This window comes from Wenzhouxiangella sp. XN79A (assembly GCF_012272825.1).
Lineage (GTDB): Bacteria > Pseudomonadota > Gammaproteobacteria > Xanthomonadales > Wenzhouxiangellaceae.
In genome coordinates, this window is sequence record NZ_JAAWWS010000156.1 from 195,985 (window position 1) to 211,416 (window position 15,432).

General features: G+C 62.0%; 12 protein-coding genes and 1 tRNA gene. 4 read left to right on the top strand and 9 right to left on the bottom strand.

Annotated elements, in window-relative coordinates:
* Positions 1-2 precede the first annotated feature (2 nt).
* From HFP89_RS11870 to HFP89_RS11880, 3 genes are all read left to right on the top strand, one after another.
* Complete coding sequence (locus HFP89_RS11870; RefSeq protein WP_206212345.1) at positions 3-1,088, top strand: homoserine O-acetyltransferase; 1,086 nt, start codon at positions 3-5, stop codon at positions 1,086-1,088.
* A 14-nt stretch (positions 1,089-1,102) separates the two neighbouring features.
* Positions 1,103-1,675, top strand: coding sequence for a cysteine dioxygenase family protein (locus tag HFP89_RS11875; RefSeq protein ID WP_168717890.1), 573 nt, complete (start codon positions 1,103-1,105; stop codon positions 1,673-1,675).
* A gap of 45 nt (positions 1,676-1,720) precedes the next feature.
* Positions 1,721-1,807: transfer RNA gene (locus HFP89_RS11880), tRNA-Leu, on the top strand.
* A gap of 196 nt (positions 1,808-2,003) precedes the next feature.
* Here the strand turns inward: HFP89_RS11880 and HFP89_RS11885 are convergent.
* From HFP89_RS11885 to HFP89_RS11925, 9 genes are all read right to left on the bottom strand, one after another.
* On the bottom strand, positions 2,004-2,714 hold the full coding sequence (locus HFP89_RS11885) for a SprT family zinc-dependent metalloprotease (protein WP_168717874.1): 711 nt from the start codon (positions 2,712-2,714) through the stop codon (positions 2,004-2,006).
* Entirely contained in the window at positions 2,711-5,827 is a 3,117-nt protein-coding gene (locus HFP89_RS11890; RefSeq protein ID WP_168717875.1) for a type I restriction endonuclease subunit R, read from the bottom strand. Before HFP89_RS11890 ends, HFP89_RS11885 begins: the two co-directional genes overlap by 4 nt.
* Before the next feature lie 4 nt (positions 5,828-5,831).
* Complete coding sequence (locus tag HFP89_RS11895; protein ID WP_168717876.1) at positions 5,832-7,346, bottom strand: RNA-binding domain-containing protein; 1,515 nt, start codon at positions 7,344-7,346, stop codon at positions 5,832-5,834.
* 94 nt (positions 7,347-7,440) lie between these two features.
* Positions 7,441-8,325, bottom strand: a complete 885-nt coding sequence (locus HFP89_RS11900) for a hypothetical protein (protein ID WP_168717877.1) — start codon at positions 8,323-8,325, stop codon at positions 7,441-7,443.
* A complete protein-coding gene (locus HFP89_RS11905; protein WP_168717878.1) occupies positions 8,315-8,851 on the bottom strand; it encodes a hypothetical protein in 537 nt (178 codons plus the stop codon). The genes HFP89_RS11900 and HFP89_RS11905 overlap by 11 nt, the downstream gene beginning before the upstream one ends.
* On the bottom strand, positions 8,845-10,179 hold the full coding sequence (locus HFP89_RS11910; protein ID WP_168717879.1) for a restriction endonuclease subunit S: 1,335 nt from the start codon (positions 10,177-10,179) through the stop codon (positions 8,845-8,847). Before HFP89_RS11910 ends, HFP89_RS11905 begins: the two co-directional genes overlap by 7 nt.
* 14 nt (positions 10,180-10,193) lie before the next feature.
* Positions 10,194-12,653: a class I SAM-dependent DNA methyltransferase gene (locus HFP89_RS11915; RefSeq protein ID WP_168717880.1), complete on the bottom strand. Its 2,460-nt coding sequence runs from the start codon at positions 12,651-12,653 to the stop codon at positions 10,194-10,196.
* Positions 12,654-12,670: 17 nt separating this feature from the next.
* A complete protein-coding gene (locus HFP89_RS11920) occupies positions 12,671-13,588 on the bottom strand; it encodes an HNH endonuclease (RefSeq protein WP_240956340.1) in 918 nt (305 codons plus the stop codon).
* A gap of 28 nt (positions 13,589-13,616) precedes the next feature.
* Positions 13,617-14,018, bottom strand: coding sequence for a nucleotide pyrophosphohydrolase (locus tag HFP89_RS11925; RefSeq protein WP_168717892.1), 402 nt, complete (start codon positions 14,016-14,018; stop codon positions 13,617-13,619).
* A 606-nt stretch (positions 14,019-14,624) separates the two neighbouring features.
* Between HFP89_RS11925 and HFP89_RS11930 the strand changes: the two genes are divergently transcribed.
* Positions 14,625-15,143, top strand: coding sequence for a hypothetical protein (locus tag HFP89_RS11930; RefSeq protein WP_168717881.1), 519 nt, complete (start codon positions 14,625-14,627; stop codon positions 15,141-15,143).
* Positions 15,144-15,432: the final 289 nt, after the last annotated feature.

The following is a 15,432-nucleotide window of genomic DNA, read 5'->3' on the forward strand; positions in this document are numbered from 1 at the left end:
CCATGGGACCGGCCACCAACTACTACGTGCACCGCCACACCTTCGGGCTGTACCGAGGCGGGCGGTTGTCCAGCCTGCAGCTGGGCTGGGAAAGCTGGGGCACGCTGAACGCCGAGCGCAGCAACGCGGTGCTGCTGTTCACCGGGCTGTCGCCGGGCGCGCACGCCGCGTCCAGCGAGCGCGACCCCGATCCGGGCTGGTGGGAGGACATGATCGGCCCCGGCAAGCCGATCGACACCGACCGCTACTTCGTGCTCTGCGTCAACTCGCTGGGCTCGTGCAAGGGCTCGACCGGCCCGGCCAGCATCAACCCCGAGACCGGTCGGCCATGGCGCCTGCGCTTTCCCGAACTGACCATCGACGACGTGGCCCGCGCCGCGCGGCTGGTCGTCGATCACCTCGGCATCGACCACCTGGCCGCCGTCGTCGGCCCGTCCATGGGCGGCCTGACCGCGCTGGCCTGGATCAAGCATTTTCCGAACTCCACCGACCGGCTGGCGCTGATCTCGACGGCCTGTTCGGCCACGCCCTTCGCGATCGCCATCCGCTCGCTGCAGCGCGAGGCCATCGTCACCGACCGCAACTTCCGCGAAGGCCACTACACGGAAGACGACTGGCCGGAAGTCGGCATGCGCATCGCCCGCAAGCTGGGCATGATCAGCTACCGCTCGGCCAGCGAGTGGCAGGACCGCTTCGGCCGCCGGCACCAGGACTACTTCCCGGCCACCCAGTTCGGCATGCGCTTCGAGGTCGAGTCGTACCTGGAATCGCACGCGCGGAAGTTCGTCGGCAGCTTCGACCCCTGCTGCTACCTGTACCTGTCGCGCGCCATGGACCTGTTCGACGCCTGCGACACCGACCACGGCCTGCGCGCCCTGTTCAAGCGCAGCTTCACCGGCAAGGCGCTGGTGCTGGGCGTGGAATCCGACCTGCTGTTCCCGCTCTGGCAGCAGCAGGACCTGGCCGCGGCGCTGGAGGCCGAGGAGGCCGACGTGGCCTTCCAGGCCCTGCCCTCGGCCAAGGGACACGATGCCTTTCTGGTAGACTTCGACCAGTTCGGCCCACCGATCGCGACCTGGCTGGAATAACCCAAGTGACTGAAATGACGCTGGAATTCGACGGCAAGCAGGAACTGATCGACCGCCTCGACGGGGTCATGGACGGCGACTGCGCCCGAACCATCACCGACTGCGTACGCAACGTGCTGTGCCAGCTGGTCGAAGCCCGCGCGCTGGACCTTCCCGACTGCGTGTTCGAATGCCCGGGCAACAGCTACGGCCGCCGCCTGATCCACAAGGACGACCGCCGCGGCTACACGGTCATGGCCATGACCTGGGGCCCCGGCCAGGCCACGCCGATCCACGACCACAGCGGCATGTGGTGCGTCGAGGCCGTCTGGCAGGGCGAGATCGAGGTCGTCCAGTACGAACTGACCGAAACGCGCGGCGACCGCTTCCGCCTCGAGCCCCGCACCACCATGCGCGCCGGCGTCGGCAGCGCCGGCAGCCTGATCCCGCCGCACGAATACCACACGATCGCCAACCCGTCGGCCGACCGCACCGCCGTGACCATCCACATCTACGCCGGCGAAATGACCGAATGCTGCGTGTTCGCCCCGCTCCAGGACGACTGGTACGAACGCTGCAAGCGCGAACTGCACCTCGACGCGGCCTGACGGCGCGCCGCCCCGGCGGTACAATCAGCGCGCATCAACACCCCTGCCGGGGTGGTGGAATTGGTAGACACGCCGGACTCAAAATCCGGTTCTGGAAACAGAGTGAGGGTTCAAGTCCCTCCCCCGGCACCATTTCAGTTCTCCCCCCACTTGGAAGTCGACTCCAGATGGACCACGGAGAGCAGTACCCTCCTCCGCGATTTGTCTACTGCCCGATCTATCGAGAGGGGTCGGCGCCTCCGAAACCACAGCTCCTCTTTTGAGGATGCGCCAGAGCCGTCTTGGGGCTCTCGTTTTTGCCCGATCAGAAAGGCAGGAATAAGCTGGACTACTGCTGTTCGTGCGAAAGGGGCAGCGCGTTGAGTTCGTTTCTTGACTCCCGCCAGTTCGGATAGTGCCTGTCGAGTAGACCGACAAATCGGTCATTGTGTGTGGATTCGATCAAGTGGGCCATCTCGTGCACGATGATGTACTCGAGAAGGTCTTTCGGCTTCTTCACGAGCTCGGTGTTCAGACGAATCGTGCGGCTCGTCGTGTTGCAACTGCCCCATTTTGTCTTCATGCGCTGAATGAAGTAGCGGCGAACCTCGACGCCGAGCCTGGGCTCCCAGCAACGGATCAAGGGGGGGATCGCTTCGTGCAATAGCTGCCGATGCCAAGCGTGAATGACTTCGGCGCGCCTGTCCCGGTCTGACCCGGGCCTGACCGTCAGATGAATCCGCTTGTGATCCAGCCTTACGCCGGGGCGCTGTTGCTTTTCATCGACGGAAAGCAGGTAGCGCCGCCCCCAGAGATAGTGGCTTTCTCGCTCGACGTACTGACGTGGCGCTTCGCGGGCCTGATTCTTGAGCGCTTCCTGTTGATCTCGTATCCAGCCGAGTTTCGCGATTGCGTAGGCTCTGGCGACCTCGAGACGGGTGTCGCTCGGAGCCACCAGTGTGACCCGGCCATCCGGCGGGTGAACCGACAGATGCACGTTCCTGACCGGCTTTCGTGTGACGGCGATGGTGATCTCACCCAGCACGATGCGTTCGGTCACGGATAGCCTGCCTGTTTCTTGACCAGCTCGAAGACCGCCTGCGTGGCCTCCCGATTTCTGTTCAGGATCGGGAACAGGGCATTGAGCACCTGCCGTTCGCGCGCATCGTCGCCACGCCATCCAGCCGGCGCTTCCTCGCGCATGGCCTGGTCTATGGCCAGTGCCAGCGAGATGTTCGGATCTGCGTATTCCTGTTCGTCATCCTGCATCAGAGTTGGCGGTTGCGTCTGGGCCAGAATCTGAGGCAGGTTGTTGTAAATGACGATGGCCGGCTGGTTCCCTGCAAGCGCGGCAGGAACGTCTTCGGTCGCGTGGCCTGCCCGCATTTTTCGGATCAGAGACTCGGCCCGTCCAAGAAACTCCTCGTAGGACGCGACGCCTTTTCGCCAATCCGAGATCAAGTCCTCCAGCAACCTGGACAGCTTTTCGTAGAACCGCGGGTCGGTGAGCTGCTCGCGGATGATGGTCTTTCGAACATTGTTGATGATGCCCTCGGCCACGGCGTTCTTCGACAGCTTGCCCTTCTGGTTCAGCTTTTTCGCGATGGCATCGTGGATCCCGGTCTCGATGATGAGTTCCACCAGCGAATAGCGATCGACGCCCCCCAGGTTGCTGGCTGGGTCGGCCTGGATATAAGTGTTGATGAGGTGGCGCATGTCCGCCTCGTAGGGCTTGATGTCCAGCTCCTCGCCCGAATGCCGCTTGATGGCGGCGCGCACCTCGGTAAAGAAGGCGACCTCGTCCTGCAACCGGTCAATGTCCGGCGCCGAGTAGCCGGCCGCTTCCAGGTCCTGCGAAATCGCCGCATAGGCGCGCACAAAGCTGACAACCGCCTTGTAGAACGACACCCGCAACACCTCGGTTTCTCCGAGCGCTTCCGGCGTGCCGGCCTTGCCGCAGAAATAGTGGAGATAATGCTCGATCTCTCGCGGCGGCGGCACGGGCTCGCAGAGATACTTCAGCGCCTCACGAGTGGTATCGAGCTTCTTGCGGCCTTCCTTCAGCCAGTTCTTCAGCTCGACATTGTTCCCGGCCGCGCCGCCGTCGTCCAGATCCAGCTCGTCGGAGCTGTAGACCGCGATAGCCTGCTGCACGTCGCCAAAGAGCTGCTTGAAGTCGACAATGTATCCGTAGTCCTTGTCGTCCCCATCCAGCCGGTTGGTGCGGCAGATCGCCTGGAACAGGTTGTGGTCGCGTAGCTCATTGTCCAGATAGATGTAGCTGCATGAGGGCGCGTCGAAGCCGGTCAGCAACTTGCTCACCACGATCAGAAGCTTGGTGTTCGCCGGCTCATCGATAAAGCAGCGCTTCATCTCGGCCTCGTACTGTGTCGTGCGCTGGCCGTCTTTCAGCACGTACTGCGTATAGGTGTCGAATTTGTAGCGTTCGTCGCTGTCGCTGGGCTCGCGGGAGATCGCGTTGTGGTTGGGCTCGAAGGAGGTAATGATGCCGCAGTACTTGCCGAACGACGTGCCCTGAAACAGCCGGAAGTAGTGGCAGGCGTCGTAGATCGAGGCCGCAACCAGAATCGCCGTCCCGCGGTCATTGTTCAGGCGCGGCTTGAGGCTGAAATCCTCGATGATGGCGGCAACGATTCGCTGCTTGCGCTCAGCCGCACTCATCAACTCTTCCAGTGTGGCCCAGCGCTTGCGTAGCACCGCTTTCTGGTAATTGTTGAGGTTTCGCGTCTTGCGCTCGAACCAGGCATCGATGGCCTGCTGCGAGGTCAGGCGCTGGGGCACATCGCGGGCCTCATACTTCAAATCCAGCACCACGCCATCGGCGACGGCTTGCGGGAATTTGTAGGTGTGGATGTAGGTGCCGAACACCTCGCGGGTGGTTTGCTTGTCCTTGCGCAGCAGCGGCGTACCGGTAAAGCCGATGAAGATGGCCTCGCTCAGCCACCGCTTCATCTGCCGGTTCATGCGGCCGCCCTGGGTTCGGTGGCATTCATCGACGAACACGTAGAAGCGCCCGTGGACCGGCGGCGGGTCGCCCTGCAGGTCGCCGGGGTCGAACTTGTGCACCAGGGCGCAGAGTAGTCGCGGAGTCGTCGCGCCCAGCATGTCCACGAACTGGGCACGCGAGGTAATGCGCGGCGACGGGCCATCCTCGCCCACCACGCCGGCATTGCGCATCACACCGACGATCTGCTTGTCCAGCTCATCGCGGTCGGTGATCACCAGAACACGCGCGGCCGGATCATGCTCCATGATCCACTTGGCGAGCAGCACCATGACGATGCTCTTGCCGCTGCCCTGGGTGTGCCAGATCACCCCGCCTTCGTGCCTGGCGATGCGTTCCTGGGCGGCCTTGACGCCGAAATACTGGTGCGGCCGGGGCACCTTTTTTTGCCCGGCGTCGAAGATCACGAAGTTACGGATCAGGTCCAGCAGGCGCGCCTTGCGGCACATCTGCGCCAGCGGCTTGTCCAGCAATACGCCCGCCGAGGTCTCACCGCCGCCGTCCTCGTCCTTCCACTGGACGAAGAACTGCTCCGGCGTGCCGGTGGTGCCGTAGCGCAGGCCCTGGGAATCGCTGCCGGCCAGCAGCAGCTGCACGGTGCTGAAGAAGCGCTCATTGAAGATCGGCTCCTGGTTGGTGATGAGCTGGCGCACGCCGTCGGCCACCTCCACCGAACTGCGCTTGAGCTCGATCACTGCCACCGCGATACCGTTGAGATACAGCACCAGGTCGGGCCGGCGCTCGTGCCCGCCCTTGAGCGTGACTTCCTCGGCCACCGCGAAGTCGTTGCGCTCCGGGCGCTCCCAATCGATCAGATGCACATCCTCGTGCGGCTGGCCGGGCGAGAGCAGCACCTTGACCGGGTAGCGCAGCAGGTTGTAGGTGCGCAGGTTGGCCTGGTAGAGGGTCACACCGGTGACGTCCGCGGCAGCCTCCAGCTTTTGCAGGCCGGCCGAGATATGTGCCTCGGAATAGCCGCGCGCGCGCAGATTGGCGCGCAGAAGCTGCTGCTCGATAGGCCGATTGTTTTCGCGTTGGTGCCAGTCGTCCAGGTAGCGATAACCCAGCCCACCTTCCGCCTCCGGGCGGGTGAACAGTTCGACCACGCGGTTCTGCGTCAGTCGTTCTGGGCGGGCTCGGCTGACCATGTGGCTACTCCTTCTGGTCCTGGCCGGTCTTCAGCAGCGCCTGGCCGGCCGCAGTCAGTCGGTACTTTTGCAGGCGGCTGTTGGGCTTGTCCGGGATCGTGTACTCCACCAGTCCCTGCGCCAGTGCAGGCTCAATGTAGTGCTCACGCACATGAGTACGGTCCTTGAGCTTGAGATGCTCCCGGATACCTGAATTCGACAACTCCCCATGCTCTGCCAGCAGTACCAGCAGCTGCTCCACTGGTGGGGTGACTGGTGGGGTGACTGGTGGGGTGACTGGTGGGGTGACTGGTGGGGTGACTGGTGGGGTGACTTCCCCGGCGTCCTCCCCGGTAGCCTTGGTAGCGTCGGCGTCAGCCGCCCACTCCGCCTCCGGCCGCCAGGCCACGGCGCTGAACTGATTGCCCGCCGGATCATCCACCAGATCGATCTGCGGCCAGGCTTCCAGGGCACGCGGAATGCCGCTGCCCATGCCGCGATACGGCAGGATATGGCTGGCGTGTTCGGTCAGCGTAGGGTTGCGGCGAATGGTCTTGCCCTGGCGGATATCCTCCGGGCTGAGGCTGTCCGGCAGGTTGCCGGGGCTGACGATCTCCACCCGGTCGACAAACACCATCACGCGGATCGAGGCACTGGTGAAATAGTCCCGGTGGATCAGGGCATTCACCAGCAGTTCTTCCAGCGCAACTTCAGGTATTTCCAGCTCCCCCGGCGTATTGAAACCCCGCCCGCGCTGCACATGGTGCAGATTGCGCTTGATAAAGGCGAAAGCACCCCGGAACTGCTCCAGCAGGGTGCCCTTGATGTCTTCGCTGTCCAGGTAGCGGGTGTCGTGAAGCACCTTGCCGGGGAAAGCCACGGCCTTGACCTCGAAGGCCGGACGCCAGCGCTGCGGGTTGCGGCCGAACAGCATGACGCCGGAAAGATTCAGCTCCTGACCATCACCGAGGCCCAGGTTTTGCATCAGCTGCTCCCGCGTCAGGCCGGAATACTCGCTGGTCTGACCATAGCGCCGCTCAAAGTAGACGCTGAACGCCTTGTCGTCGATATCGTCCGTCGAACTCCCCGCCACCGGCACCACATCGGCATACACCAGCGCGGAACGCTGGAACATCCGCTGCATTTCCTCGCGGGAGGTTACATGGCGCTTGTCCGCCCCCTGCTTGACCCAGATGCGACCCTGATTGTCGAGGTACGGCTTGGCCAGCCCATCGGGCACCTCCACCACCATGACAATGCCCTGGTTGGTTTGCACGTTTTCGGTGAGCGGATGCACCGGCGGGCGCACATGCTGGGAGGCGGCATTGCTCAATAGCTGATTCAGGCGCCGAACATCGGCGGCGGCCAGGCCCGCGATGCTGCCATCGTCATCGACGCCCAGAAACAGCCAGCCCCCGCCACTGTTGGCAAAGGCGGCCAGTTCAGCGGCAAGGCCGTCGGCATTGGTGGCGTTGCGCTTGAACTGGTAGTGGCTGTCTTCGCCGCGGGCGAGCTGACTGGTGAGTTCTGAAGGGGTCATGCCGGTCCCGTTGCTCCCTCGAGCGCCTCACTCCATTGACCAACCAAGTCAATCGGCGAATGGATTGTCAACGCTACAAAGAGCAACTGACTCATCAATCGGCCTCCCGCTTCGAGTTGGTTTCGTACAGCGTTTCGGTAATCGCGCCCCGGAAAAGCTCTTCATTGAGGAACTGAAGAAGCTTCTTGGCCTCGGGCCTTTCTGCTGGGAACACAATGCGTCCATTACGAACCTGAATTATGATTTCGTACCCGGCCGAGCGCTCTCTGATCTGGTTTGCGGAGTAGTCATCGAGCACACCTGAATCTTTCAGCATCGCGAAGCGCTTTCGAAACCACTGCGGCGCATCGACTGCGAGGGCATCCAAATCCTCCGGCTCAAACAGCTCATGCTGCAGAACCTCCCGGATCTGCTGTTCCGATGCTTCACTGTAGAACTCTGCCAGCGGCAGAAAACTGTTAACTGTCCGGAAATTATGAAACAGCAGTTTCTGTTCATCGGAAAGGAAGACGGCGCTCAGTTTATCTGCCAGCGTCAGGCCGGGGCGCTGCGTGGTTTCGTAGGTATTTCTTTGCAAAAACAGAAAGCGCCCGGGACGGATCACATGGGAGCGGCTAAAATTCTGAAACAGCAGCAGATTATCACCTTCATCAGTGCGGACAAATGCGACAAGACCTCGTGTGATGTCAAGCGATTGTTCATCGTTAGTGATCGCATCCAATTCGGCGATGGATGCGCCATCCTGTTCGGCAATGTATCCAGGAAGTTCGTAGTCCTCCAACCGGAAACGTTCGTGCTCTTCGGCTTGATACCCGGCGTCGAAATCAATCTCCTGAATACCCCTCAGGAAAGTCTCATACTGCCCACACCAGCTTTCCGCCAGCGTTTCCTGTAATGCCTGGTGCATCGGTACACGTAACAGCCGCGCATTGGCGCCTTTCCCAACGATGGCAGCAAGCTGAAAATCTCTAAACATCACGATCCCCCGTGTCCAGATAAATACCGCGGGCCAGGTAAACTGTTTTCAGCTCAATCCCTGGCTTTCTCAGCTCCTCCTTGCTTATCAGAAGCTGCGTTACCCCATCATCATTCTTCACGGCATAGAAGTGGTAGCCCAACAGCCCCATGACTGGATTGAAGTGAAAAGCGCCCGCATGGGCAATCACCAGAAAGATGATCCCGAGCACATAGGCCCCAACCAACCAGCTACCGTCGATCATTACGCTGTCCTGAGAAATAAATGGCAGAAGATAGGCAAGGAGGAAAGCCAGCACCTCCTTGTCTGACCGCTCAAATGCCTTGATGTGGAAAACTTGAGTCTGTGCGTTTTTCGCTGCGTAGCGGAGCATTGCCCAGCACAGAAACACCAGCAGCAGCGCCACCACAAGCCAGCTGCCCCAGTGCAGCCAGGGCTCGCCCTGCGCCGCCTGATTGACAGCCACGGCACCGAGTACCGGCGCGAGCGCCGTGGAAACAAGCAAGAAACGGGCCAGTGTATTCAGCATGATTGCGTCTCGTGCTTATATGAATCCACTAGCCGCATACGCCCGGTCAGCAGCTCCTGCATCATGGCCTGTTTGAGGGCGGCGGTTTTGGTGCGCCGTTGTTGCAGGGCTTTGAGTTGGCTGTCCATGTCGGCAAGGATTGTCACGATCGCAACTTGTTCGTCAAGCGGGGGGAGTTGCACTTCAAATGCCTTGATCAGTTTTGTATCCAGTACGCCTGCGGTATTTCCGGCAGAGCTAACTAGGCTGAGCAAATCTTGTGCTCGACCATGCATCAGAAGAGCTAGGAATTGCCCGCAGATGCGAGCTTGCGGCACAAGCGCTTTGACATCTTGATTGAAGCAAACGGGCTTCGTCACCAGCCCGGCAAGAACCTCATTGTGAAGCGCGCTGCCTCTCACGAGTAGCAATACTGAGCCGATCGGAGCCATTTTGCTTCCAGCTGAGACTGCCTCCTTAGTTACATTGCTATCGGACCGGCAGATGTAAAAGGTCCTCAGAGTGGAGGCGCTAATCCACGGAATATCACCCGCCCAGAAACTCTCGTTGTTTCGCGAAGGTGTTCCGCCAGACAGAAATGTCACTATGTCGCCAAGGGGTAGCTTTGCCCACTGCCCCTCAAATCCCGGCAGGCGGGTTTGGGCGGTGAGGAGTTGTTGCATGGTGGCCTGTTTGATGTTGCGCTTTTTGGCGATCAGGCGGTCCAGCGCCTCCAGCAGGGCATCCACATCGCTCAGGGCGGTGGCGATGGCGCGTTGTTCGTCATAACTAGGGGGCAGAACAACATGAGTGCGGCCCAGGACACTCTGGTTAAGTGACGCCATCGTCGTGCCGACAGCGTTTTGTAGCAGCCACTGCTGGGTTTCGTGACGCTGAAACTGGTAGGCCAAAAAGCTCGAGTCGTTCCTCTTATCCGGGCGAACCGATATTCCGTCTGACCCCAGAAACCACCCATCTTCGTCGTCGGTTACGCGTGCGGACCGATCAACGGCACCTTTCCTTCCAAATACGATATCGCCAGTCTTTAATACGTATTGAGGTAGTCGCCGAATGACATCTTCCGACACTAAAGGGGTGTGCTCAGATACTCGAAATTTTCCGCTTCCAATCTCTCCTACAGAAATAAGCGGGACACCGTCGCCCTGGGAGTATTCGCTTGCCTTCAAGAGTGTGCCGAATGGCCCAGTCTTAATGCTGGCCAAATTGCCAATAGTCGATATTTCCCAATCCTCCGGAATCACTCCCACCTCGGACTGCTTGTAGCCCTCCGGCACCACCGGCATCTCAACCCGCGGCGCATACTCCGCCGAGACATCGCGAACTTCCATCGCCTCCCCCTTCATCACCACGCCACCCCCATGGTTTTCAGGTGCTCGTCCACGCGGGCCGACAGTTGCTCGACCTGCCGGCTCAACTGCGGCAGCGGGGCGTCATAACGCTCGGCCAGCTGGCGCACGCGGCCGGTCAAAGTCTGGGAAACCCGCTCCAGCTCGTTCTGCACGGCGACTTCCAGGGCGGTGAGCCATTTGTCGTCCACCACCAGGATCTTGATCTCGTCCTCGCTGAGTTCCGGGTACTTCTCATAAGCGAGCTGGTCGAGGGCGGCGTCGGCGTTCTTGATCTGCGTTTTCAGCTCGCTCTGGCGTTTGTCGATCTGGGTCCATTGCCTGAGGACCTTGGCCTCGCCGGCGTACTCGGGGTCGCCCTTGATTTCTTTCAGGCGTCTGGTGACTTCGCCCTTGTTGATCTTGTCCAGCTCGGCGAAGGCACCGTCCTCGCCGCCGTGTTCTTCTTCCAGCTCGGTGAGCTGAGCTAAGGCGGTGTCGAGGTCGCTTTGCAGGGTGTCCAGTTCGGCCTGCTGTTCGGCGAAATAGCGGGCGACGATGTAGGGCTTGGGGATGAGGTCGCAGGTCCAGCCTTTCTCTTTCATCTGGCCTTTTTTCTTGCCGGCCTTGATTTCTTCGAGCACGCGGCGGGGTTTGGCGACCCAGCCGTCGGCGGCGATTTCGTAGGCGTCGTCCTGCAGGGTTTCGTGCCAGTAGTCCATCAGGTGCTGGTAGATGTCGTAGGGGTCGAGCAAGGGCGCGGCACGGAAGCTGTCGAGCAGGTCTTCGCCGATTTCGGTGATCAGCGTCTTGGGCAGGCCGTCGATGCCGAAGCCCTTGAGCACGGGCCGGTTGCGGCGGCGCCAGTCGGCGAACAGGGCGCTGATGCGGCCTCGGAAGGCGGCGAACTCGGCGTGTTCCAGGATGGTGGGCTTGATGGCGGCTACTTCCACGGCCAGGTCGGCATAGCCGGGGTGGCGATTGGCTTTGAACAGGCTCTGACGCAGGGTCGGGAAGACCTGCCAGAAGGCGGCCAGGCCCGGCGTCGGCGGGATCGCGGTCGGGTCGCCGTCGATATCGCGCTCGGGAATGCCGCCGTTCATGTGGGCGTGCAGGTCGTGGCGGTCTTCCGGCTCGCTGGAATCGATGTAGCGCGGCAGGTTGAGGTTGAAGTCGTTCTTCGGGTCGGCAATCTCGTCGAAGGGCACCCTGCGTGCGTAGCGCGGGACGTCAGACTGCTTGTTGAAGGTATCGACGATGCGGTGGATGTCCTGCTCGCGCAGGCGGTTCTTGTTGCCGTCCTTGATGAAGCCCTTGGATGCGTCGATCATGAAGATGCCACGGCGGGCCTGAGCGTTGTCCTTATCCAGCACCAGGATGCAGGCGGGGATGCCGGTGCCGTAGAACAGGTTGGCCGGCAGGCCGATGATGCCTTTCAGATAACCCGAGCGCACCAGCTGCTTGCGGATGACGGCCTCGGCATTGCCGCGGAACAGCACACCATGGGGCAGGATCACCGCGCCCTTGCCGCTGGATTTCATCGAGCGGACGATGTGCAGCAGGTAGGCGTAGTCGCCCTGCTTGGCCGGCGGCGCGCCCCAGGCGAAACGCTGGAAGGGGTCGTCTTCCGGGGTGATGCCGGCGCTCCAGCTCTTGTCGGAGAAGGGCGGATTGGCGACCACGTAGTCGTAGGTGCGCAGTGCCTCGCCGTCCTTGAACTTGGGATTGGCCAGGGTGTTGCCCTGCACGATGTTGGCGGTGGGGAAGTCGTGCAGGATCATGTTCATGCGCGCAAGGCCCGCCGTGGTGACGTCCTTTTCCTGCCCTTCCAGGGTGATGTGTTTGCCAGCCTCGGCGGCAACCTTCAGCAACAGCGAGCCCGACCCGCAGGTCGGGTCATAGGCGGTGGTGGCGGCTTTGGTGTTGTCGGGTGCAATGCCGATCACCTGGGCCATGATGCGGCTGACCTCGGAGGGGGTGTAGAACTGGCCCTTGCTCTTGCCGCTTTCCTGGGCGAAGTGGCGCATCAGGTATTCGTAGGCATCGCCGAGAATATCGTCGTGCTCGGCGCGGTTCTTGGCGAAGTTCAGCTCGGGTTTCTGGAAGATGCTGATCAGGTTGGTCAGCCGATCAACCATCGCCTTGCCTTCGCCGAGCTTGTTCGGGTCGTTGAAGTCTGGGAAGTCGCTGCGCGCTAGGCGCTGATTGGCCTCGATCAGCGGCTGGATGATCTGGGTGTTGATCTTGTCGCCGATATCGCTCTTGCCCTTGAGCTTGACCATGTCGGCAAAGCCGGCGCCTTCGGGAATGATGACCGGCGGGGCGAAGGCATCGGAGTTGGCGTATTTGTCCGAGATGTACTTGATGAACAGCATGAAAAGGACGTAGTCCTTGTACTGGGACGCGTCCATGCCGCCGCGCAGCTCGTCGCAGCCGGCCCAGAGGGAGGAATAGAGTTCGGATTTCTTGATGGCCATAGGTTGTTACGGAAGCTCTAGGGTCGGAAAACCCGTTCATTGTGCCAGTCGAGATAGCCCGCATCGGGCCTTTCCGCCGGGTTGCCCGGTTCGACCCTCAGCCTTTCTCCGTGGAATCGGTAGTAATCCCGGCCATTCTCGAATTCTTCCTTGATCCGGCCGCTGACTTCGATCCGGCGCTCGGGCGTGACCGTTACGTATCCGGCGTCGAACAGGCGGTGCAGGTCGGAACGCAGCAGCAGGCCGTTTTCGGTGCGATTGGGGCCGGACTCGGCGTAGGGCTTGATGTGGGCAGCTTCGAGGGCGGGCAGGGTCCGCTCGCCGGAAATCGCACAGCGCCGGGTGTAGGCGTCAGTGACCAGCGATCGGAATGCCCCCTGGCCGAGGCGGCCGCGGATGATTCGGAGCGGTCGCTCCGGGTCGCCGCTGGGGTCGAGCAGCTCGTCGGTTTCGCCGACGGCGGGCATCCGCTCGCGGACGGCTTCGAGCAGCTTCGCGCCTTCGAGCGAATCGCTTTCATAGCCCTTGCCCCGAACGATGTTCTTCGACCAGTCGGCGGGTGTGGGTATCCAGCTTTCTTTCGGGAAAAAGAACGGCTGAGCCAGAATGCAGCAGCCGATTTCGTCGGCGGGGTGAATCTCAGGCCGCAGGGATCGCAGAATGCTCAGGAGCTGCGGCAGGCTTTCAACGCCGTTTTTCTGGCCGAAGGCCTCCCAGGCCAGCATCAGCGGCAGGCGGGTGTAGCGCACGAAGAAACCGCCGCCGACGATGAAATTGTTCGGGCTCTTGAGTTTGAACAGAAACAGGCCGGCCTCCGGCAGGGCCTTGAATCCGGAGCCGCCCGGCATCCAGAAATTGACTTCGTCGGGTTTCAGGGCCGCCAGGTAGTGAAACCACCTGGAATCCGTCACGCCGATATAGAACTTTCCGGTCAAACCATTTCCCCCGCTGCGCCCTACGGGATTATGTCGATTCTGGGTCGGTCTTGCCAGTCGAAGCCGTCGGGGCCTGGTACGCGGTGTACTTGGCCGCGCTGCCGCGCACCTTCTCGGGCGGGTATTTTTCCGCGTTCAGGGCCATTTTCCGCGCCACCGCCGGGCCGATAGAGATGCCCAAGCGGTCCGCGAGGGCAGCCAGGTAGATCTGGACATCCGCGATTTCGTGCGCCACCTCTTCCAGCTGCTCGGGAGAGAGCTCGGCGCTCTGCTCGGCCGTCAGCCACTGAAATTGCTCCAGCAGCTCGCCCACCTCGCCAACAAGCGCCATGGCCAGGTTCTTTGGCGTGTGAAACTGGTCCCAGTCCCGTTCAGCGACGAAGTCTCTGAACTCGGACTGAAAGCGCTCGAGTTCGGGCCATTCGGGCATAGCGGCGCTCCAGGAGTCGGTCGGCCTCTGATTGTGGTCGGCACGGGAACGTCGTGCAAGTCTGGGCAGTTTCGATGCAATTCGGGCCGGGGAAAGGCTCTCGGCAGACCGCATATCGCAGATTCGCTGATCCGAAACGAAAACCAGCTCGTAGAGGTTGTTTCGCGCCATCAAGAGCGCCACCTCGCGCGGCAGCACCGTGCCCTGATCCCGGCGGGCGGACGGGACGCGGCCTTTTCATTCCGACGCTTACTGCTGAATCAGAGCCCGAGCACGGTCCTCAGCCCGTCATCGACGGCTGCCATCTTCTTCTCGGACAGCCGTCGAGTCGGATAGGACGGCGGTGCTCTGTGACCCGGACAGCCACTGGCCTCGCCCGGCAAGTAAGGACCGAATCGAGCGATGGCGTTCGCGTGGATCAGGGCACGCCCGAACTGGACAATTGAAGGCCATCGGGACAGGCCGACCCCCCCCCCCGCGCGGTTGACGCCCCTGCTGTAGGACGCCACCGTAACCTGCCGCTAAGGCGACACCCAGATTTACGCACCTCGCTGCCATTGCATGGACCGGGCAACCCGTGAATCTTCGGAAGGAATGGGAGAAACGATGGACGAGCAGAAACTCATCGCCCGCGCTCGGCGCGGCTGGAACGCGCTCCGGAAGGACATCGAGCGCTACGGGACCATCGATGACGGCGCCGGCAAGCGAATGAGGATCGGCGTCGACTTCGTCTGCGCCGGAAAGCCGGAGCGCGCGCTGGAGTTCTATACCTGGCGCGACGACCTGCTGCCCGACCAGATCGACGAACCGCTGGATGCCCTGGCCCACTGCCTGGCGTTGCTGCGGACCGGCGATCCGGACCGGGTTGGATCTGCGGCACAGGGTAAGCAGAAAGCGCCCGGCGCGAACGGGCTCGATGGCCGGATGGCGGATTCTAGAGCGAACCGACCGGGCCACCCTTCGCCCGCAAGCGGCCTCCAACAGGCCTTCGATCCTGCGCCGGCGCTGACTCTCCTGTTGGAGGGAGCTTGCTCGCGAACCGGGCGGGCGATCCCTCTTTCTGCCCGGGTTCGAAGGGCGATTGCGTCACGAGGTCCCGGGTTCGCCTTCGGCGCCCCGGGATGACGGAGGTGCGGAAGGGGCGGCGATGCTTTCGCCTGCGGGAGGGCGGATTTCCGCGCGAACCGGTCGGGCGATTCCTCTTCCTGCCCGAGTTCGAAGGGCGTTTGCGTCACGAGGTCCCGGGTTCGCCTTCGGCGCCCCGGGATGACGGAGGTGTGGAAGGGGCGGCGATGATTTCGCCTGTGGGAGGGCGGATGTCCGCGCGAACCGGCCGGGCGGTTTCTCTTCCTGCTCGGGTTCGAAGGGCGATTGCGTCACGAGGTCCCGGGTTCGCCTTCGGCGCCCCGGGATG